This is a genomic window from Amycolatopsis sp. WAC 01375 (genome assembly GCF_003947325.1).
GTDB lineage: Bacteria > Actinomycetota > Actinomycetes > Mycobacteriales > Pseudonocardiaceae > Amycolatopsis.
In genome coordinates, this window is the sequence record NZ_QHHW01000032.1 from 151,493 (window position 1) to 172,751 (window position 21,259).

The 21,259-nt window shown below is 69.1% G+C and carries 18 protein-coding genes; 9 read left to right on the forward strand and 9 right to left on the reverse strand.

Annotated elements, in window-relative coordinates:
- Positions 1–23: 23 nt before the first annotated feature.
- Complete coding sequence (locus DL991_RS20510) at positions 24–1,466, reverse strand: carotenoid oxygenase family protein (RefSeq protein WP_125785949.1); 1,443 nt, start codon at positions 1,464–1,466, stop codon at positions 24–26.
- A gap of 73 nt (positions 1,467–1,539) precedes the next feature.
- Between DL991_RS20510 and DL991_RS20515 the strand changes: the two genes are divergently transcribed.
- Positions 1,540–2,238, forward strand: a complete 699-nt coding sequence (locus tag DL991_RS20515) for a TetR/AcrR family transcriptional regulator (protein WP_125785950.1) — start codon at positions 1,540–1,542, stop codon at positions 2,236–2,238.
- Between the two features lie 96 nt (positions 2,239–2,334).
- Positions 2,335–3,276: an alpha/beta hydrolase-fold protein gene (locus DL991_RS20520; RefSeq protein WP_125785951.1), complete on the forward strand. Its 942-nt coding sequence runs from the start codon at positions 2,335–2,337 to the stop codon at positions 3,274–3,276.
- A gap of 4 nt (positions 3,277–3,280) precedes the next feature.
- Here DL991_RS20520 and DL991_RS20525 read toward each other — a convergent pair whose 3' ends face one another.
- The 6 genes from DL991_RS20525 to tig all read right to left on the reverse strand — a co-directional run bounded on the left by DL991_RS20525 (position 3,281) and on the right by tig (position 9,122).
- Positions 3,281–4,201, reverse strand: a complete 921-nt coding sequence (locus tag DL991_RS20525) for a sensor histidine kinase (protein WP_305015727.1) — start codon at positions 4,199–4,201, stop codon at positions 3,281–3,283.
- Positions 4,202–4,275: 74 nt separating this feature from the next.
- On the reverse strand, positions 4,276–4,659 hold the full coding sequence (locus tag DL991_RS20530) for a hypothetical protein (RefSeq protein ID WP_125785952.1): 384 nt from the start codon (positions 4,657–4,659) through the stop codon (positions 4,276–4,278).
- A gap of 103 nt (positions 4,660–4,762) precedes the next feature.
- Positions 4,763–6,058, reverse strand: coding sequence for an ATP-dependent Clp protease ATP-binding subunit ClpX (clpX, locus tag DL991_RS20535; protein ID WP_125785953.1), 1,296 nt, complete (start codon positions 6,056–6,058; stop codon positions 4,763–4,765).
- Positions 6,059–6,276: 218 nt separating this feature from the next.
- Positions 6,277–6,948: an ATP-dependent Clp protease proteolytic subunit gene (locus DL991_RS20540; RefSeq protein ID WP_125785954.1), complete on the reverse strand. Its 672-nt coding sequence runs from the start codon at positions 6,946–6,948 to the stop codon at positions 6,277–6,279.
- A gap of 28 nt (positions 6,949–6,976) precedes the next feature.
- The gene (locus tag DL991_RS20545) at positions 6,977–7,579 is read right to left on the reverse strand and encodes a ClpP family protease (RefSeq protein ID WP_125676314.1); all 603 of its coding nucleotides are present in this window, start codon (positions 7,577–7,579) and stop codon (positions 6,977–6,979) included.
- Between the two features lie 172 nt (positions 7,580–7,751).
- The gene (gene tig, locus DL991_RS20550; RefSeq protein ID WP_125785955.1) at positions 7,752–9,122 is read right to left on the reverse strand and encodes a trigger factor; all 1,371 of its coding nucleotides are present in this window, start codon (positions 9,120–9,122) and stop codon (positions 7,752–7,754) included.
- A 453-nt stretch (positions 9,123–9,575) separates the two neighbouring features.
- Between tig and DL991_RS20555 the strand changes: the two genes are divergently transcribed.
- From DL991_RS20555 to DL991_RS20585, 7 genes are all read left to right on the forward strand, one after another.
- Positions 9,576–11,588 (forward strand): fatty acid desaturase, encoded by a 2,013-nt coding sequence (locus DL991_RS20555; RefSeq protein ID WP_125786051.1) that lies wholly within the window; start codon positions 9,576–9,578, stop codon positions 11,586–11,588.
- Positions 11,589–11,913: 325 nt separating this feature from the next.
- On the forward strand, positions 11,914–13,446 hold the full coding sequence (locus tag DL991_RS20560) for a cell wall metabolism sensor histidine kinase WalK (RefSeq protein ID WP_125785956.1): 1,533 nt from the start codon (positions 11,914–11,916) through the stop codon (positions 13,444–13,446).
- 4 nt (positions 13,447–13,450) lie between these two features.
- The gene (locus tag DL991_RS20565; protein WP_199754017.1) at positions 13,451–15,292 is read left to right on the forward strand and encodes a glycosyltransferase family 39 protein; all 1,842 of its coding nucleotides are present in this window, start codon (positions 13,451–13,453) and stop codon (positions 15,290–15,292) included.
- Positions 15,293–15,366: 74 nt separating this feature from the next.
- Complete coding sequence (locus tag DL991_RS20570; RefSeq protein WP_199754018.1) at positions 15,367–16,620, forward strand: bifunctional glycosyltransferase family 2/GtrA family protein; 1,254 nt, start codon at positions 15,367–15,369, stop codon at positions 16,618–16,620.
- A gap of 4 nt (positions 16,621–16,624) precedes the next feature.
- Positions 16,625–18,475 carry a glycosyltransferase family 39 protein gene (locus DL991_RS20575; protein WP_125785958.1) on the forward strand — a complete coding sequence of 617 codons (1,851 nt, stop codon included), beginning with the start codon at positions 16,625–16,627 and terminating at the stop codon, positions 18,473–18,475.
- Positions 18,476–18,519: 44 nt separating this feature from the next.
- Positions 18,520–19,341: a hypothetical protein gene (locus tag DL991_RS20580; protein WP_233598919.1), complete on the forward strand. Its 822-nt coding sequence runs from the start codon at positions 18,520–18,522 to the stop codon at positions 19,339–19,341.
- A 246-nt stretch (positions 19,342–19,587) separates the two neighbouring features.
- Positions 19,588–20,286, forward strand: coding sequence for a PP2C family serine/threonine-protein phosphatase (locus DL991_RS20585; protein WP_125785960.1), 699 nt, complete (start codon positions 19,588–19,590; stop codon positions 20,284–20,286).
- 9 nt (positions 20,287–20,295) lie between these two features.
- On the opposite strand, the gene DL991_RS20590 is transcribed toward DL991_RS20585, so the two are convergent.
- Complete coding sequence (locus DL991_RS20590) at positions 20,296–20,760, reverse strand: DUF2127 domain-containing protein (protein WP_125785961.1); 465 nt, start codon at positions 20,758–20,760, stop codon at positions 20,296–20,298.
- 59 nt (positions 20,761–20,819) lie between these two features.
- Entirely contained in the window at positions 20,820–21,224 is a 405-nt protein-coding gene (locus tag DL991_RS20595; RefSeq protein WP_125785962.1) for a hypothetical protein, read from the reverse strand.
- Positions 21,225–21,259: the final 35 nt, after the last annotated feature.

Genomic DNA, 21,259 nt, shown 5'->3' on the forward strand with positions numbered 1-21,259 from the left:
GGCACGTCAGCGGCCGAGCGCCTTCAGTCGGTGCCCACCCAGTTACCGTGGAAACCGTTGGGCACCCGGTCCGGCAGATGCACGGCACCGACGGTCTCCAGCGTTCCCGCGTCCAGGATCGTCAGGTCGCTCTTCTGTGTCGCGGGATCGTAGACGAAACCCATCAGCACGCCCTCGTCCTCACCGGCGTCCACTGAGGACGGGACGAACACGAACTCCCCGACCTGGCTGCCCTCGCCGAATTCCCTCGAAGCGACCGACCGGTTCCACAGATCGTGCTTCAGCAAGGAACCCGAGGACGCCGATCCGTCCCTTGTGGACACCGAGTAGCCGAAGCGGTGCCGTCGCCCGACCAGCCGCTCGTCGACGCGCGGGAATTCCTGGCCCTGGTCGTCGAGGCGTTCCTCGACGACCTTGCCGACGGTCAGATCGATGGTCCAGCGGTCCAGGGTCGGCGGCCCTTCGGCGGGACCGAGCAACTCGGTGTCGAACATCTTCGGGTGGCGGACGACGTCGAGGACGATGTCGTCGCCGTCGTCGTAGGCGTTCATCGGGTGGAACACGTAGCACGGCTCGATCTCGAACCAGCGGACGTCGCCGTCGCCGCCCTCTCGCGGCATGACCCCGATCCGTGCCGGGTACTTCGGGTTCCAGCGATACGGCAGGCCGGAGTTGCCCGAGATCCGCTGACGCAGCCTCGCGCTGAGGGGATCCGGCACCTTCACCTTGCCCACGAGCGCGGACAGCACCAGCTGGGCGGGAGTGCGCAGGAACGGCGGGACGGACGCGGCGACGGCCTGTTCGGTGTCGAAGGTGACCGGGAGGTCGTAGAAGACGACGTGTTTCTCGGTCAGGGAGAAGTCGTGCATCATCGGCGAACCGGTGACCTCGATGTCCACCTTGCGCCGCGCGCGGCCTCGGGCGTCGATCACCGAATACTGCACTTTGTTGCCCTGACCGAAGAAGTACGACACGGCGTGCAGTTCGCCGGTCTCCGGATCACGCTTCGGATGCGCGGTGTAGCCACCGGGAAGGGTGCCGTCGAAGTCGCAGGCGCCGACAGTGTCGAGTTCGTCGGTGAGCTCGAAGCTGGTGGCCCCGCCTTCGATCAACGCGAGGGTCTTGCCGGCGTGGCCGATCACGTTCGTGTTGGCCCCGAGGGAGGAGACCCCGGAGACCGGTCCGTCTTCCCAGCGTTCGCCGATCTGCCGCGACAGCCGGGGGTTGCGCACCCAGCGGTTGCGATACCACTCGGCGCGGCCGTCACGCAGCCGGACGCCGTGCACCATGCCGTCGCCCATGAACCAGTGGTAGGCCTCCGGGTCCACTTCGGACAGCGGATTCGGCCCGTTCCGCAGGTAGCGCCCGTCCAGGTACTCCGGGATGTGCCCGGTGACGCTCAGTTCGGTGATCGTGTGTTCACGGCTGACCGGGGCGAAGTTGCCCTGGAGGAACTTGTTGCCCATCAAAGGCCCCCTAGCGACGGATATAACACAGTTATGGATACATTTATAACAGGGTTATGGAATACTGGCAAGCATGTCACCGAAACCCTCCGCCACCGAGGTCAAGGCGAAACTGGTCGAAGCGGCGATCCGGCTGCTCTCGGACGGCGGCCCGGAGGCACTGCAGGCCCGCAAGCTGGCGGCGGAGATCGGCGCGTCGACCATGGCCGTGTACACCCACTTCGGCGGGATGGGCGCACTGGTGGACGAGGTCGCGCGCGAGGGATTCCGGCGGCTGTCGGCGAATCTGGGCGAGGTCCGGGAAACCGCCGACCCGGCGGCCGACATCCTCACCTTGGCGCTGGCGTACCGGCGGACCGTGGTGGACAACCCGCAGCTCTACGCCGTGACCTTCGGCCAGAGCCAGCCCAACGGGCAGAAGGCGGCACTGGTCGACATGACCAGCAAGGAGACCCGCGAGAGCCTCAGCGACGAGGGCATCGAGGCCTTCGGTTACCTCGTCCGTGCCGCGAAACGCGTGATCGACGCGGGCCGGTTCCGGCCGGCCCCGGAGTTCGACGTCGCCGCCCAGCTCTGGAGCGCCGTGCACGGCTACATCACGCTGGAGGTCGCCGGCCACTTCGGCGACAGCGGGAATGGTGTGGACCACATCCTGATTCCCCTGGCCACCGCCCTCGGCGTGGGTCTCGGCGACACTTACGAGGCCGCGACGCGGTCCGCGCGGATCTCGATCGAGGCATGGCGCGCGAAAGAGGGAAACATCGGCACCTGATCCGGCGATACCCCGGTCACAGGTCGGTGACATGTGCAACCTTCCAGCGGAAACGTGCGTCTGACCTGGTGGAAGCAAACGGGGGAACGGGGATCGGTGAACGAGGACGATCAGGGGCACACGACGCTGCCGGGGGTGGACGGCGCCCGTCGCTGGCTGAGCCGCCGGTCCGTGCTGATCGCCGGCGCCTCCGGTCTCGGCGTCGCCGGGCTCGCCGCCGGAACGGCCACCGGAGCCCTGCCGTTCAGTGAGGCGCTCCAACGGGCACTCGGCGTCGCGTCGCCGACCCCGGCGACCCAGCTGGGTAGCCCCCGCGTCGAGCGTGTCTATTCCGAAGCCCGCGGGCGCGAGGTCGACCTCGTGCTCATGCTGCCGACCAAGGCACCGCCCAAGGGCCTGCCGATGTCGCTGATGCTCCACGGCCTCCACGGCACCGCGCGGCACGCGGCCCCCACCGGGCTGCTCAAGCAACTCAGCAGCGAGGTCGCCCGTAAGGCGGTGCCCCCATACGGGTTCGTCGCGGTCGACGGTGGCGACCATTACTGGCACGAGAACCAGCCCGGCGACAACCCGATGGCGATGCTGCTCGAAGAGGTCCCCCGCTGGCTTGCCGCCCGCGGCCTCGGCGGCCGGGACGGGTTGCCGTTCGCCGCCACCGGGCTTTCGATGGGCGGTTTCGGCGCGCTGCTCTACACGCGGCGCCGTCTCGAACGCCGTCGCCCGCCCGCCGCGGTCGCGGCGCTCGCGCCCGCGCTGATGACGTCGTGGGCCGAGATGAGCAAACGGCGCGCGTTCCGCGACGCCACCGACTGGGGCTCGCTGGACCCGTTGCGCCACATCGACGTCACTAAGAAGGTGCCGACCGGGATCTGGTGCGGCACCGAAGATCCGTTCATCGGCGGGGTGCGGAAGTTCATCTCCGAAGCGCGGCCCATGGTCGCGCACACGGCGCGCGGCAAACACGGCGACACGTTCAACCGCACCGTCGTGCCGAGCCTGGTCGCGTTCCTCGGCAAGCACGTCCCGAAGAACGCCTGAGCGCTCAGACGCGGAAGAAGATCCTGGTCACGGTCGAGCCCGGTCTCAGGTACTGCCGGACGAGATCGGCGACCTGGTTCACCAGCACCAGACCGCGTCCGCCGATCTGTCCGGCGGTGGCGGGCCGCCTGCCCGCCAGCGGATCGCTCAGGGTGCCTTCGTCGATGACCTCGCAGAGCACGTGGTCCTCGTCGCGCCAGACGCGGACGACACCCTGGCCCGAACCGTGCAGCACGCTGTTGGCGGACAGTTCCGCCACGGCGAGCACGAGATCCTCCACCCGGTTCGGGGCGAGCCCGCTCTCCTCGGCCCGCACCTGCGCGAAGTGCCGCACCGCGCTGAGCCTGGCGAGATCGAACCGGAACGCGTCGGCCACGACCGGTTCGGGCAGCGGCAGGTTGTACTGCTCGACGACCGCGTCGGGGGCGTAACCCTCGCTGCGGCGGTCGCCGTCGGCGCCGGAGAGGATCGGGTGGGTCCGCTCGGCGTCGGCGAGGACGCCGTCTTCGAGCCTGGTCCGGTCGTACGGGCACAGGATGCTGAGGTCGCGGTCGCCGAACGCGAAGTTGATCAGCGCCTCGTGCTGGGCACACGCCGGGTATTCGAGGGGCGACCGGCCCGCCCAGATCGGTTCGCCGATGATCCGGACCGGCCCCGGCCGGTTGTCGGCGAACGCGAGCAGCACGCCGGGAAGGATGCGGCCCGGGTTACGGCCCGCTTCGGTCATGTCGATGAGCTCGACCTCGGCGGCGGAATCGCCCAGCGCGTCTTCGATCAGCGTCAGGTTCCGGCCCGGGACGGCGACCGCGACCGGCTCGTCGAGCTTCAAGCCCTCGAGGATGTACGGAATCGTTCCGTCCAGGTACTCGGTGTCACCGGAGTAGAGCAGGCCCACGTGGGTGAAGGGACCCGCGGTGACTGTCACGGACTCGTCTTACCCCGTTGGAGCGGTTCTGAAACCCCGCTAACGGAGGGAAATCCGAAAATGGTGCGGGCCGATCAGCCGAGCCAGCGTCCCGCCATCGAGATCAACCAGAATCCGGCGAGCGTCGCACCGGTGAAGAGTCCTGTCCAGGCGACGAGTGAAGAGTTTGCCTCCGCGCTTCGCGCCGTCTTGATCCGGACGAGCGCGTACGCCGAGACGGCGAAGAACGGCAGCGGGATCAGCGGAAGCGGCGACAACCGGACGACACCGGCCACCAGGCAGGTCGCCACCAGCACGCCCAGCGCGATCGTGAGCGCGCGCGGGATCCACGGATGCCCTCGATACGCCCCGACGACGATGCGTTCGGTGAGTTCGACGAGTCCCCTGACCTCGCGTGGACTCGCGGCTTCCAGCTCGGGAGCCTCGTTCTCGTCCTTCGTGGGAGTCAGCGGCACCATCGCATCCTATCTCGGTCCGGTCACCGGCCGGACCTGGCCGGAGAAACCGATGCCCCGGCCGGAAGGCTCCGGCCGGGGCATCGTTGACGCTGACGTGCTTTTGTCAGGCTGACTTCTCGCCGCGCTCGTTGCCACGACGGCGTGACGGCTGACGCGCCACGATCGTCGGGTTCACGTTCTCGCGGACGGTCTGCTCGGTGATGACGACCTTCGCGACGTCGTCGCGGCTGGGGATGTCGTACATGACCGGCTGCAGGACCTCTTCCATGATCGCGCGCAGGCCACGGGCGCCGGTGCCGCGGAGCACGGCTTGGTCGGCGATGGCCTCGAGCGCGGTCTTGGTGAACTCCAGCTCGACGTTGTCCATCTCGAAGAGCTTCTTGTACTGCTTCACCAGCGCGTTGCGCGGCGTGGTCAGGATGCTGACCAGCGACTCCTTGTCCAGGTGGGTCACCGTCGCCACGACCGGGAGGCGGCCGATGAACTCCGGGATCAACCCGAACTTGATCAGGTCCTCCGGCATGGTGTCGGAGAAGATGTCGCTCTCGTCGATCTCGGCCTTGGTGCGGATCTCCGCGCCGAAACCGAGGCCGCGCTTGCCGACCCGCTCGTTGATGATCTTCTCCAGCCCGGCGAACGCGCCGGCCACGATGAACAGCACGTTCGTCGTGTCGATCTGGATGAACTCCTGGTGCGGGTGCTTGCGGCCGCCCTGCGGCGGCACCGACGCGGTGGTGCCTTCGAGGATCTTCAGCAGCGCCTGCTGAACACCCTCGCCCGACACGTCACGCGTGATCGACGGGTTCTCCGACTTCCGGGCGATCTTGTCGACCTCGTCGATGTAGATGATGCCCGTCTCGGCGCGCTTGACGTCGTAATCCGCCGCCTGGATCAGCTTGAGCAGGATGTTCTCGACGTCCTCGCCCACGTAGCCGGCTTCGGTGAGCGCCGTGGCGTCCGCGATCGCGAACGGGACGTTCAGCATCTTCGCCAGCGTCTGCGCCAGATAGGTCTTGCCGCAACCCGTCGGCCCGAGCATCAGGATGTTGGACTTCGCCAGTTCGACGGTCTCGTCCTTGGAATCCTTCGGCCCGGCCTTGTCGTCGGACTGCACACGCTTGTAGTGGTTGTACACCGCCACGGCCAGCGAACGCTTCGCGTCGTCCTGGCCGATGATGTACTGCTCGAGGAACTCGTGGATTTCGGCGGGTTTGGGCAGCTCGTCGAGCTTGACCTCACCGGCTTCGGCCAGTTCCTCTTCGATGATCTCGTTGCAGAGATCGATGCACTCATCGCAGATGTAGACCCCGGGGCCGGCAATGAGCTTCTTCACCTGCTTTTGGCTCTTGCCGCAGAAAGAACATTTCAGCAGGTCGCCGCCGTCACCGATCCGTGCCATGGCCGTTGACCTCGTCCCCTCCGGCGCGATACGCGCCTGACTGTCTTACCGCCCCGGTCACGGATGACCGCTCGGAGCCTCACACACTGCCACTGACGGTACCCGCCCGATGCCGCCGGCGGGAGAACCAACGTCACATCTGAGCACGCCAGAAGCTGACCTTAGACCAGGGATCCGGTGCGTGTCGTCTCCCGACACGCACCGGGCCCCTCCCGCGATCAGCTGCTCGAGGCCTTGCGGTACTCGAGAACCTCGTCGACGATCCCGTACGCCTTGGCCTCGTCGGCCGTCAGGATCTTGTCGCGCTCGATGTCCTTCTTGATGTCGTCGGCTTCCTTCTTCGTGTGCTTCGCCAGGATGACCTCCATCTGGCGCCGCACCCGCTGGATCTCGTTGGCCTGGATCTCCAGGTCCGAAACCTGGCCGTAGGTGCCCTCGGTCGCGGGCTGGTGGATCAGCACCCGCGAGTTCGGCAGCGTGAACCGCTTGCCGGGGGTCCCGGCCGCCAGCAGCACCGCGGCGGCCGAAGCGGCCTGGCCGATGCACATGGTGACGATGTCGGGGCGGACGTACTGCATCGTGTCGTAGATCGCCATCAGCGCGGTGAACGAGCCACCGGGCGAGTTGATCAGGATCATGATGTCGCGGTCCGGGTCCTCGTGCTCGAGGTGCAGCAGCTGGACCATGACGTCGTTCGCCGACGCGTCGTCGATCTGCACGCCGAGCATGATCTGGCGCTCTTCGTACAGCTTGTTGTACGGGTTCGATTCCTTGATGCCGTAGCTGGTGCGCTCGACGTACGAGGGCAGGACGTACCGCGACTGCGGCAGCTGGAGCCGCGACTGCATCCCAGGCGCCTGCGACCCGATCGGAAGCTGGAAGTTGCTCATTGAAAATTCTCCTGTGTGCCGGCGCGGATCAGCTGTTGGGAAGCGGGTTCTCGCGCGTGAGGACCTGGTCCACGAAGCCGTAGTCCTTCGCCTCCTGCGCGGTGAACCAGCGGTCGCGGTCACCGTCCTTGACGATCTGCTCGACGGTCTGGCCGGTCTGCTCGGCCGTGATCTTGGCCAGCTCCTGCTTCCACTTGCCGAACACCTCGGCCTGGATGGCGATGTCGGAGGCCGTGCCGCCGACACCCGCCGAGGGCTGGTGCATGAGGATGCGCGCGTGCTGCAGCGCGTACCGCTTGCCGGGCGTGCCGGAGGAGAGCAGGAACTGCCCCATCGACGCGGCCAGGCCCATCGCGTACGTCGCGACGTCCGGGCGGATCAGCTGCATGGTGTCGTAGATCGCGAAACCCGCGGTGACCGAGCCACCGGGCGAGTTGATGTAGAAGCGGATGTCCGACTCGGAGTCGTCTGCGTCGAGCAGCAACAACTGGGCGGTGATCCGGTTGGCGACCTCGTCGTTGACCTCGGAGCCGAGGACGACGATGCGCTCCTGGAGCAACCGCTCGAAGACCGAGTCGGTGAGGTTGAGCCCTGCGGTACCGGTCCGCGCCTGGGGCGTGTGCTGCGTCACGTCATGCCTGCCTTTTCGCCGACGGCGGCGGGTGGAACGTTCGCCGCCGCGTATGTCCAGATGCTTGAGGATCTTGCAACCGACCCTAACGAACTTGGGCGGTGCAGAATGCCTGACACCGCCCAAGTTCGCTTACAGCTTTACGGTCCGTTTCGACCGGACCGCGTATTCCCTACTCGGCCGCAGTCTTCGCGGTCTCTTCGGTGACCTGCGTCTCCTCGGCTGCGGGGCCGAAGAGCTCTTCGAGGTCGACCGTGGCGCCGGAGGCGTCGGTCACGGTGGTCTTGCGGACCACCGAGGCCAGCGCCTTGCCGCGGCGCACGTCGGCGTAGATCGCGGTCAGCTGGCCGGACTGCTGCGCCCGCTGGACGTACTCGTCCGGGCTGACGCCGAAGCGCTGCGCCTGGTAGATGATGCGTTCGGTGAGCTCGCCGTCGTTGACCGACGTCTGCTCGGCGTCGGCGATGCTGTCCAGCAGCAGCTGCGTGCGGACCGCCTTCTCCGACTCCTCGCGGACCTCGGTGTCGAACTCTTCGAGGGTGCGCCCTTCGGCCTCGAGCGCCTGCGCGAACTGCGCCTCGTCGTGGTCGAACGGGTGGATCGCGTCGTGCTTGCGGTTCTCGATCTCGGCCTCGAGGACCTTCTCCGGGATCGCGACCTCGGTGCGCTCGAGGAGCTCCTCGAGGACCTTGTCACGGGCCTGGACGCCCTGCTGCATCTTCTTGACGCGGCCGAGACGCTCGCGAAGGTCGGCCTTCAGCTCGTCGATCGTGTCGAACTCGCTCGCCATCTGGGCGAACTCGTCGTCCGCCTCGGGCAGCTCACGCTGCTTGATGGTCTGCACGGTGACGGTGACGTCGGCGTCCTTGCCCGTGTGCTCGCCGGCGACCAGCTTCGTGGTGAAGGTCTTGGTCTCGCCCGCCTTCGCACCGATGATCGCCTCGTCGATCCCGTCGACGAGCTGGCCGGAGCCGATCTCGTAGGACAGGCCGGTGGTCGAGGCCTCCTCGACCTCCTGACCGTCGACGGTGGCCGCGAGGTCGATCGAGACGAAGTCGCCGTTCTCGGCCGGACGGTCGACGCCGGTCAGCGTGCCGAAGCGGGCGCGCAGCTCGTCGAGCTGCTCGTCGACCTCGGCGTCGGTCAGTTCGACGTCGTCGACGCTGACCACGAAGCCCTCGAGGTCGGGCAGCGAGATCTCCGGGCGGATGTCGACTTCGGCGGTGAACTCGAGGACCTCACGGTCCTCCAGCTTGGTCACCTCGAACTCGGGCTGGCCCAGCGTGCGGACCTCGCCCGCGCGCACGGCTTCCATGTACTTGGCCGGAATGACCTCGTTGACGACCTCGTCGAGCACCGGGGCTCGCCCGATCCGGCTTTCCAGCACGCGAGCCGGCGCCTTGCCCGGGCGGAAGCCGGGGATGCGCACCTGCTGGGCGATCTTGCGGTAGGCGCGGTCGAAGTTCGGCTTGAGCTCGTCGAACGGCACCTCGACATTGATCTTGACTCGCGTCGGGCTGAGCTGCTCGACGGTGCTCTTCAACGTATTCTCCTCGAGCGGTAAACGATGTGATGGGGCATCCGCATGCGGTCGACAGCGGATGTGCCCTGGCCAGCTTGTGGACAGGGCCGTCCGAGTCTAGGCCGTAGCCCTGATAGGCCCGGGCCCGGGGCCATCAGCCCGCCCTCCCCCGCCGAGCACAGCCCCCGCGCGCGGTCCGGCAAACGGGACGTGGACCACCCGATCGGACGAGTTTTCGGTTCTTCTCTGTTACGAAGCGGCCCGTTCCTGGACACGGATGCGCGCCACGCCTCACCATCGGGCGCTGTGACGTGGTGTTTCAGCACTCGGATGAAGTTTACAACCCAGTACTAATTGTCTACGGTGTGACAGCTTGTCCCGGTAGCCATCGACCGAGGGGAACGATCGATGACCGTCGCCGTAACCCGGTCCGAGGACACGGGGGAGATACCCGAGAGAAGACCGAGACGCGGCGTGCCCAGCCCGCGGATCCCGCTGCCGGTCGTCTCGGTTCCGACAGTGTTGTTGTTCACCGGCGGCCTCATGGTGTGGAGCGGCGCCACCTGGCTGGTAGTCAACGAGGCCGCGCCGCTGTGGGTGACCATTCCCCTGCACGCGCTCGTCACCTTCACCATGTTCACCGTGCTGCACGAGTCGACGCATCACGCGGCCGGACAGCTCACCTGGGTCAACGAACTGCTCGGCAGGCTCGCGATGCCGTTCGTGGCGGCCTACGGCTCCTTTCCCCTGGTGCGCTACATCCATCTGGAGCACCACCGCAACACCAACGAGGACGCCCACACCGATCCCGACGCCTGGACCGCGCACGGCCCCTGGTGGCAGTTGCCGCTGCGCTGGCTGACCATCGACTTCTGGTACGCCCGCTTCTACGTGGCCCGGCAGCGCACGCGCCCGCCGTCGGAGCGGATCGAGACCGCGGCCGTCGTCACGCTGAGCCTCGCCGCGTTCGCCTGGCTGGCGGTGACCGGCCACGGCTGGGAACTGCTGATGGTCTACCTGGTCCCGCAGCGCTTCGGGCTGGCCGTACTCGCCTGGTGGTTCGACTGGCTCCCCCATCACGACCTCGGCGCGCAGCGGCAGAACCGGTTCGGCGCCACTCGCGTCCGCGTCGGGCTCGAATGGCTGATGACGCCGATCATGCTGTGCCAGAACTATCACCTGGTGCACCATCTCCACCCGGCTATCCCGTTCTACCGGTACCTGCGCACGTGGAAGGACAACCGCGACGCCTACCTCGCCAGGGACGTCCCGATCGCGACCCCGTGGGGCCGCGAGCTGACGGCGACGGAGTACCGCGAATGGCGTCAGCTCACCGGTTCGTTCGACGAGGAACCGCCCGCACCCCAGCCCCGGGGGCCGAGCCGGTTCCACTCGCTGCGGGTCGCCGAGGTCCGGCCGCTGTGCGAGGGCGCCGTCACCGTGACGTTCGACGTGCCGGAGCGGCTGCGGGAGACCTTCCGGTTCACCCCTGGCCAGCACCTCGTCATCCGCGCCGAGGTCGACGGGGAAGAGGTGCGGCGCGCCTACTCGATCTGCTCGACGCCGGACTCCGGCATCCTGCGGATCGCGATCAAGCACCAGCTCGGCGGCGCGTTCTCGACGTTCGCCACGACGGAACTCGCGCCGGGCGACGAACTGGACGTCCTGCCCCCCGACGGTGTTTTCACCCTGACCCCGGAGCAAGGCCGCGCGGGCCGGTACGTCGCGCTCGCCGCGGGCAGCGGGATCACGCCGATCCTGTCGATCCTGACCGCGACGCTGGAGAACGAGCCGAACAGCAAGGCGACCCTGCTGTACATCAACACCTCCGGCGCCAGCACGATGTTCGCCGACGAACTCGGCGGCCTCGCCGCGCGGCTGGGCGGACGGCTGCACGTCGTGCACTACCGCACCGACGAACGCGACCCGGACCTGCGCACACACCGGCTGGAGAAGCCGTTCGACATCGTCGGCGAGGCGCTGGCCATCTCGCATGAGCGCTACCAGCGCGGCAGGCTCGACAGCACCCGCCTCCGCGCGCTGCTGCAAGCGCGGCTGCACCCGGCGAAGGTGGACGACTGGTTCCTGTGCGGCCCGCGCGACCTCGTCGACATGGCCCGCCGGACACTGGCCGACCGTGACGTCCCCGAGGAACACGTCCACTTCGAACTGTTCCAAGGCGCGCTTCCCGTCCGCCCCTCACGGCGGCCGGGCCCGACGCTGACGGTGACGGCGGCCGGGAAGACCGTCGAAATCGCCGCGACGGTGGGCGAAACCGTGCTCAGCGCCGCGCTGCGGCACGGCGTCGACGCGCCGTACGCGTGCGTCGGCGGCGCTTGCGGCACCTGCCGGGCGACGGTGGTGCGAGGCAGCGCGCGGATGGACGTGCACTACGCGCTCGGGGACGAGGAGGTCGCGGCCGGGCAGATCCTGACCTGCCGGGCGGTGGCGACTTCGGCCGAACTGGGCGTGGACTACGACCGCTGAGCCCTTCGCAATTAGTCACCTACTTGCAGCGGGTCGGGGCACTCTGGCCCCGGGCGCAAGGGCGTCGAATCCTCCGCCGGCCTTCGCCCCCGCCTTGAGTACAGGTAGAAGACTGGTCGCGAAAGCCACTTTCGCGACGCCTGATGTCCCGAAAGTGGCTTTCGCGACATAGGTTGCACGCCGGCGGGTAGTGAGGGTCGCCTTCATTACCCTGAGGGTAGGCAAGGAGGCCTTCACGGGCCGGGCCATGCCCTGTCTGCCGCGCACAGCGGGCTCACAGGCGGGTCACAACGCGCGCATACGACCGCGGCGCACCCTCGATGTCATGGCACCCGGTTCGGTCCCGACCACCGGCCCGCGCCGGTCGTTCCGGCCCGGGCGGCTTTCCCTGCGCGCCAAGCTGACCGGCTCGATGGTGCTGTTGCTCACCTTCGTCTGTCTGGTGATCGGCGTCGCCGGCGAGGTCGCCCTGCGGTCGTTCCTCACCCGCCAGATCGACGACCAGCTCTCGGCCGCGTCGGCCCGTGCCCACGACTTCGCGAACCGGCCGCCGGAGGACGATCTCGGTCCCGATCCGCTCGACGCGCCGGGCCAGGCCTCCGGGACGCTCAGCGTGCGGTTCTCCGGTGACCGGGTGCTGTACGCGGGAATCCTCACCGTGCAAGGGCTTCCGCAGGGATTGTCGGCCGAACAAGAGGCTGGTCTGTTCTCCGTCCCGGCGGACCGGCCGCCGATGACGATGACGCTCGGCGGCCTTGGCGAATACCGCGTGCAGGCCGTCTCGATCCCCGGCGGCGCGGTCGTCACCGGGCTCCCACTCGGGCCGATGCAGGACACCTTGACCACGGTCCGGTGGATCCTGTTCGGGGTCGCGGTGGCGGGTGTCGCCGGTGCGGGGTTCCTCGGCGCGTTCGCGGTGCGGCGCACGCTGCGGCCACTCGACCGGGTCGCGGCGACCGCGGGCCGGGTGTCGGCGATGCGGCTCGACCGCGGTCACGTCGCGCTTTCGGTGCGGGTTCCCGAGATCGACACCGATCCGCGTACCGAGGTCGGCCAGGTCGGTTCGGCGCTGAACCTCATGCTCGGGCACATCTCGCGGGCGCTGGAAGCCCGGCACGCCAGCGAGACCCGGGTCCGCCGGTTCGTCGCGGACGCGAGCCACGAACTCCGCACCCCGCTCGCGGCGATCCGCGGGTACGCCGAACTCGCCGGCCGCGGCAGCGCGCTGGTGCCGCCGGACGTCGCGCGTTCGGTGTCCCGTATCCAGTCCGAGGCCGCCCGGATGACGACGCTGGTCGAGGACCTCCTGCTCCTGGCGAGGCTCGACGCCGGACGACCACTCGAAGCGGCCGAAGTCGACCTCACCCGGCTGACCGCGGACGCCGTCGGCGACGCGCACGTCGCCGGACCGGGTCACCGCTGGCAACTCCGGCTCCCGCCGGAATCCGTGTTCGTGCGCGGCGACGTCCAGCGCCTGCACCAGGTCCTGGCCAACCTGCTGTCCAACGCGCGTACGCACACCCCGCCGGGCACCACGGTGAGCACCGCGCTGAACCGCTCCCACAGCGGATCCGCGGTGCTCACCGTCACCGACAACGGGCCCGGGATCGCCCCCGAACTCCTGCCGGCCGTGTTCGAACGCTTCGCCCGCGGCGACACTTCCCGGTCGCGGACCGCGGGCAGCACCGGGCTCGGGATGGCGATCGCGTCGGCCATCGTCGTCGCCCATCACGGCACGATCGAGGTGCACAGCCGTCCGGGGCACACCGAGTTCGCCGTCCATCTGCCGGTGATCGGTTCCTCACAGCGGGTGCACAGCTTCGGCACAACCACGCCCCAGGTCGGCCCCCGACGCTGAGGCCATGACCCTCCTCGCCTCCCGCGACGAAGCCGACCGAACCGCTCCCCCCGCCCGAGGAACACCGGCCGATCCGCGCTGGGTCCGGCCGTCCGTGGCCGTGCTGCTGCTCGCGACCGCGGTGCTGTACCTGTGGAACCTGGGGGAATCCGGCTGGGCCAACGCTTTCTACTCGGCGGCCGCGCAGGCCGGGTCGCTGAGCTGGAAAGCGTTGTTCTTCGGTTCCAGCGACGCCGCGAACGCGATCACGGTGGACAAGACACCGGCCGCGTTGTGGGTGATGAGCCTTTCCGCGCGCCTGTTCGGCGTCAACGCCTGGAGCGTCCTGGTGCCGCAGGCGCTCATGGGTGTCGGCTCGGTGGCGTTGCTGTTCGCCGCGGTGCGGCGGACGTCCGGCCCGGCCGCGGGTCTGCTGGCGGGATCAGTACTCGCACTCACCCCGGCCGCCGCGTTGATGTTCCGGTTCAACAACCCCGACGCGCTGCTGGTCCTGCTCCTGACCGCGGGCGCCTACTGCGTCGTCCGCGCGCTGGAGAAGGCGAGTCCGCGCTGGCTGGCGCTGGCCGGGGTCGCCGTCGGATTCGGTTTCCTCGCGAAGATGCTGCAGGCGTTCCTGGTGCTGCCCGCGTTCGGGCTCGCGTACCTGATCGCCGCGCCGATCCCGCTGGGCCGCCGGCTGCTGCATCTGCTCGGGGCCTTGATCTGCACCTTCCTGTCCGCCGGCTGGTATCTCGCCGTCGTCGCGTCGTGGCCCGCCGCGGACAGGCCGTACATCGGCGGCTCGCAGGAGAACAGCCTGTGGGAACTCGCCTTCGGCTACAACGGTTTCGGCCGCATCACCGGCGACGAGGTCGGCAGTGTCGGCGGAGGCGGCTGGGGCGGCACGGGCTGGGATCGGTTGTTCGGCAGTGAGATGGCGGGCGGGATCGCCTGGCTGCTCCCGGCCGCCGTCCTCGCTCTGGCCACCGGGTTGTGGTTCACCCGCCGGGCCCCGCGCACCGACCGCGGCCGCGCGGCACTGATCGTCTGGGGCGGCTGGTTCCTGGTGACCGCCGTGGTGTTCAGCTACATGAGCGGCATCATCCACGCCTACTACACGATCGCGCTCGCCCCGGCGATCGCGGCGCTCGTCGGGATCGCGGGCACGCAGTTGTGGCGCGCACGGGGGAATCCGGCCGCCGCGGGCGCCTTGAGCGCCGGAATCGGGCTGACCGCGTTGACGGCGTATCTCCTGCTGTCGCGGCAATCCGACTGGCTTCCCGGGCTGTCGATCGCGATCCTCATCACCGGCCTGCTGTGCGCGTTTCTGGTCTTCGTCGCAGCGCGCTTACCTGATGTGGCAAGGCGTCTGGTCGCCGTCGGCGCGCTGATCACCGTTCTCGCGGGCACGGGCGCGTACACCGTCGCGACGGCCGCCACTCCGCATTCGGGCGCGCTGCCTTCCGCCGGACCGGAAACGGGCCGTGGCATGAGAATGGGTGGCCCCGGCGGTCTGCTCGGGACGAGCCTGCCCGGCGCAGACCTGGCCGCCCTGCTCCGACAGGAAAGCGAGAACTACACCTGGACGGCGGCGACCGTCGGCTCCAACAACGCGGCGGGCTACCAGCTCGGCAGCGGGGCACCGGTGCTGGCCGTCGGCGGGTTCAACGGCACGGATCCGGCACCCACCCTGGAACAGTTCCAGGATCATGTCCGAAGTGGACGGATCCACTACTTCCTCGGCGAAGGCATGATGATGCGCGGGGAGACCGGCAGCGACGCCGCCGAGCGGATCGCCGCCTGGGTCGCGGAAACCTACCCACCGACCACTGTGGACGGCGTCACCGTCTACGACCTGAGCCGGTGAAACCCGTGCCGGAACACAGCGACGGCACAGCCGGGACACAAGCCGGCCTCAGCGCGATGGCCGAGATTGACGCTATGACAGCCGCGATCATCTCCGGCGCCGAAACCGGCCGCCGCCCCGCCATCGCCCCGGACGGCTCGCCCGTCCTCGACGTCGTCATCCCCGTCCACAACGAGGAAACCGATCTGGAGCCGTGCATCCGCAGGCTGCGCGCGCACCTCGTGGAGCAGTTCCCGTACCCGTTCCGGATCACCGTCGCGGACAACGCCAGCACCGACGGCACCCTCCGGGCCGCCGAACGGCTCAGCCGCGAGTTCGACGACGTCGAAGTCCGGCACCTCGAGGAGAAAGGCCGCGGCCGCGCGCTGCGCGCCGTTTGGTCCACTTCGGACGCTCCGGTGCTGGCCTACATGGACGTCGACCTCTCGACCGATCTGGCCGCGCTCGGGCCGCTCGTCGCTCCACTACTGTCCGGGCACTCCGACCTCGCCATCGGCAGCAGGCTCGCCCGCGGCGCGCGGGTGGTGCGCGGGCCGAAACGGGAGTTCATCTCCCGCTGCTACAACCTGATCCTGCGCGGCACGCTGGCGGCGCGGTTCAGCGACGCGCAATGCGGGTTCAAGGCGATCCGCGCCGACGTCGCCGAGCGCCTGCTCCCCCACATCCAGGACACCGGCTGGTTCTTCGACACCGAACTGCTCGTGCTGGCGCAGAAAGCGGGACTGCGGATCCACGAGGTCCCGGTCGACTGGGTGGACGACCCGGACTCGTCGGTGAACATCGTCGCCACCGCGACCGCCGACCTCAAAGGCATCGCGCGCCTGACCAGGGCGACGCTGACCGGCGAGATCCCGATCAGCGGCCTGCGCGAACAGCTCGGCCGCGCGCCGATCCAGGTGCGGGCACCGGGAGTGGCGCCGAGCCTGGTGCGGCAACTGGTGCGGTTCGCCGCCGTCGGCGTCGCCAGCACCATCGCCTACCTCGTGCTCTTCCTGCTGCTGCGGACGTTCACCGGCGCACAGGTGGCCAACCTCGTCGCACTGCTGGTGACGGCGATCGGCAACACCGCCCTCAACCGGCGCCTGACCTTCGGCATCCGCGGCCGGGAAGGCGCCGGGCTGCACCAGTTCCAGGGCCTCATCGTGTTCGGCCTCGGGCTCGCGCTCACCAGTGGCGCGCTGGCGCTGCTGCACACGATGACGGCACCGGGGCTGCCGCTCGAGATCACCGCACTCGTGCTCGCGAACCTCGCGGCCACCGTCCTGCGCTTCCTGTTGCTGCGCGGCTGGGTGTTCCGCCGCCGCACCGCCACCGAGATGGAGAGCTGACCCCATGACCACCGCACTCGCTTCCCGGGCGGAGCCTGGACACGTCGACGAAAACACCGCGAAACCACCCGGCCGGTGGGTCCGGCCCGCCGTCTTCGGGCTGCTCGCCGCCACCGCGCTGCTGTACTTCTGGAACCTGACCGCCTCCGGCTACGGCAACTCGTTCTACGCGGCCGCCGTGCAGTCCGGCACCCAGGACTGGAAGGCGTGGCTGTTCGGCTCCCTCGACGCCGGGAACGTGCTGACCGTCGACAAACCCCCGGCCGCGCTCTGGGTCACGACGGCGTTCGCCCGGCTCTTCGGCTTCTCCGGCTTCACCGTGCTGGCACCCCAGGCGTTGATGGGGGTCGCCTCCGTCGGCCTGCTGTACCTGACGGTGAAGCGGACCTCCGGACCGGTCGCCGGCCTGTTCGCCGGGGCGGCGCTCGCCGTCACCCCGGTCGCCGCGCTCATGTTCAAGTTCAACAACCCCGACGCGCTGCTGACGCTGCTGCTGATCGCCGGCGGGTACTGCACGATCCGCGCGATCGAAAAGGCGAGCCCACGTTGGCTGGCCTTCGCCGGTGTCGCCGTCGGGTTCGGCTTCCTCACCAAGATGATGCAGGCGTTCCTGGTGCTGCCCGCCTTCGGGCTCGCCTATCTGATCGCCGCTCCTACTTCGCTGGGCAAACGCTTGCTTCACCTGCTCGGGGCCTTGAGCGCGACCGTCCTGTCAGCTGGTTGGTTCATCGCGCTGGTCGATCTGTGGCCGACCGAGTCCCGGCCGTACATCGGGGGTTCGGACGGCGACAGCCTGCTCGAACTGGCCTTGGGCTACAACGGCCTCGGCCGGATCTTCGGCAAGGGGGGCGGCGTGATGGTCGGCGGTCCGGGCGGGACCGTGAGCGGCTCGGCCGGCGGGAACGTCGGCTTCGGCGGCGAGAGCGGCCTGACCCGGATGTTCGGTGCCAGCTTCGGCGGCGAGGTCTCGTGGCTGCTGCCCGCCGCGCTGATCGGGCTGGTCGCGGGGCTGTGGTTCACCAGGCGGGCCGCCGGGACCGACCGGACGAGGGCCGCGCTGATCATGTGGGGCGGCTGGATGCTCGTGAGCGCGCTGGTGTTCAGCTTCATGAGCGGCATCGTGCACCCGTACTACGCCGTCGCGCTGGCGCCGTCGATCGCCGCGGTGGTCGCGATCTCCGGGACCTCGCTGTGGCGCGGCCGGGCGCATCTCGCGCCGAGGGTGTTCCTGTCGCTGATGATCGCGGCCAGCGCCGTCTGGGCGTACATCCTGTTGGACCGCAACGCCGACTGGCTGCCCGCACTGCGCTGGACCATCGCCGGGCTCGGCCTGGTGACCGCGACCATTGTCCTGGTGGGTGTCCCGCCGATCCGGAAACTCGTCGCCGTCGTGGCGACGGCGGCCGTGCTGACCGTCGGCCTCGGCACCACCGCGTTCGGCGTCGAAACCGCTTCGCAGGCGCACTCCGGCTCGATCCCGATCTCCGGTCCGGCCGTGAACGACTCCCGCGGGATGGGCATGGGAATGGACGAGGGTTCGTCGGCGGAGATCGGGGCCCTGCTCGCCGCGACCACGACGAAATGGGCGGCCGCGGCGCCGAGTTCGCAGTCCGCGGCGAATCTGGAACTCGCGAGCGGGAAGTCGGTGATCGGCATCGGCGGCTGGAGCGGTTCGGATCCGGCGCCGACACTCGCGGAATTCCAGCAGTACGTGGCGAACGGCGACATCACCTACTACGTCGAAGGCGGCCGCGGCGGGCCCGGTGGCGGCTCGGACGAGATCGCCGAATGGGTCGCGGAGAACTTCGCCGCCACCACCGTCGGCGAGCAGACGGTGTACCGCCTGCTCTCCTGAAAATGCTTCGACAAGTGTTGGGGCGCACAGGGATCCTGGACGGCGTGAATCGGCCGTACCGCTGGGACCTCGTGCGCCCCGACCAGCTCGGGACGCTGCTGGAACGCGCCGAAAAACCTTCGCTGTGGTTCCTGGACGAGCTGATCGCGTGCGCCGCGAAGGTGATCGCCCGCGCGGGAGACGCGGACCTGTATTTCGTCGGGCGTTCCGCGGACAGCGTGCACGACCTGCTGAGCGGAACCCCGTGGCGGGAACGGATCCACCAGCTGCCGCTGTCGTTCGCCGGAGCCTGTGACGACCTGACGGCCGCCGATGTCGCGCGGCTGCGCGCCAATCTCACCGCGGCGGGGCTCAGCCCGTACGACCTCGCGCGCGGACGGCCGAAGGTGTTCGTCGACCTGGTCTACACAGGACGGACGTTCACCGAGCTGTACCGGCTGCTGCGCGACTGGATCGACGACGAACGCGAGGCCTGGAGCATCATCCGCGGTCGGCTGCGGTTCCTCGGGATCACCATCCGGGAGGACACGACCCCGTCGGCGTTCCGCTGGCAGCAGCAGTTCGCTTGGCCCGCCGACCTGCCGTCGCACGGCGTGCGGAACATCTCGCTCGACGAGCCGGTGTGGCTCTACTTCGGGAACACGCAGCCCAAGCTCACGGCGTCGTTCCCGCGGCCGCGCTGGTCGGACGAGAACGGCCGCGCGCCGGAGCATTCGGAAAAGCGGCTGCGGGGGCTGGCCGAAGCGGTCGCGGTCGTCGAGGCGGGCCGTTCGAAGGCGGCGCGAGACCTGCTGGTGCGGCATCTTCGGAGCGAACCGGCGATGGCGGAGAGCTGGCTGCGGACGCTGATCACGCGACTGCGGTGACCGAAGGCGTGAGCGGCAAGGCGTGACTCGCGTGATCAGAGACCGCACTCACGTGATTGGAGGCGTAACTCGCGTGATTGGAGACGGATCGCGCCTGATCACGCGAGTTACGTCTCTGATCACGCGAGTTACGCCTTTGATCACGAGACGGGACCGACAGCCGGCTATCACCCCACCCTCAGCTCGCCCACAGGAAAGGGGCGGACGCTGGAAGCAGGCGGATCACCCAGGGGTGAGGAGAAGACCATGAGGGAGCTTCCACACTGGCACACGGCGAGCGCGCAGGGGCCGCGCGCGCACAACGCGGACGCCGTCGCGGCGTATGCGGCCGCGGGCGGCCGGGGAATCGTGTTCGCGCTGGCCGACGGAGTCGGAGATCACCCGAACGCGGCACGAGCGGCGCGGACGGCGGCTTCGGCGGCGGCCCGGACACCGGTCGAGCAGGGCGCCACCGCGGCTGTTCTCGCTGCTCAGCGCGCTGTACTCGGGCTCGGCGGGACCGGTGACTGCGTCCTCGTCGTGGCCGTCCGCACCGACGAGGGGTATGGCATCGCTTGGGTCGGGGACGCGCGGGCGTACGCTTGGGATGGTCACACCGTGCGGCAAGTGACCAAGGACCATACGCTCGCGCAGTACTTCCGCGACCACGAACAGCCCGTGACACCGCGGATGGAACACGTCGTCACCACCAGCGTCCGCACGGCCGCCGCGCACGAGATCGGCACGGCCACCGTCACGACCGGCGGGCTCGTGCTCACCAGCGACGGTGTGCACAAGACGCTCAGCGGGCCGACCATGCTCGACATCCTCGGGATGCCGGACAGGGCGGCCACCGAGCTGGTGCGAACGGCGATCTCACTCGGTGGCTCGGACAACGCCACCGCGATCGTGGTGGATCCGCCCACTGCGGAGGTCACCACGGAAAAGTTTCGCGTCGCGGCCTGAACCGGGCGGTCAGGCCGCGACGCGATCCCGTTTCAGCTGCCGGTATTCGCGCAGCACCAGCACGACGATCACGACGTCGAGGGCGGCGAAGAACGGCAGCGCCAGCGAGTGCGTGTGGATCGCGCGGAAGATCTCGTAGACCACGAACGCCGAGAGCACGACGGCGGCGACGGGGTACGCCCGCATCACCTTTTTCGCCAGCGCCCAGACCAGGCCGAGTTTGATCAGTCCGTGCGCGACGAGGTACACGACGGCGAACGTCCGGCCCTCGACGAAGTGGCCGGCGGCGAGTTCGAGGTGCCGGGCCAGCGTCCCTTCGGGGTCGCCGAGCAGGTCGCGGGTGACCACGGCGTGCGCGAAACCGGAGACGGCCGACGCCGGCACGAGCATCAGGACGAGCCCGCCCACCAGCTGCAACGCGCCGTCGAGCCCCTTCAGGGTGATGGCGATCCGGAACAGCTTCTCGGTGTTCATGGGCGCTCCCTCCGCGATCACCTCACCCTGCCCCACGTGGCGGCCGTCCGCAGCCGCCGTCACCGGAACAGGCGGTCCCGGCAGGCCGGGCACCGCTCGTGCCGGGCGGTGCGGCCGGAGGGGTCCCTGCCGTAGAAGGGAAAGCACGGCGCTCCGCAGAGGGCGAGATAGATCCGCCCGCAGCGCAGCGGCCGTCCGCCGACGTTGTGGGCCACGCTCAGCGACTGGTGATGCTCGCCCGCTCCGGGCAGCCAGCCGTCGTCCGGCAGCTTCGCCAGCACGTCGGCGTTGACGTCGTCCGAGCGGCGGAGCAGCGCGCCGCCGAGGTCGGTGAGCCGTTCCCCGAGATCGCGGAGGACGTCGGCGCGCGGCACGTCGTCCTCCACCATCCGGGTGACGAAGGTGATGTCGGTGCTCAGGGAGCCGTGGAGGTCCCGGAGCCGGTCGAGCAGGCGGTGATCCATGCCCTTCCATTAAGGCGTTGCGCCCTGGCAAGGAA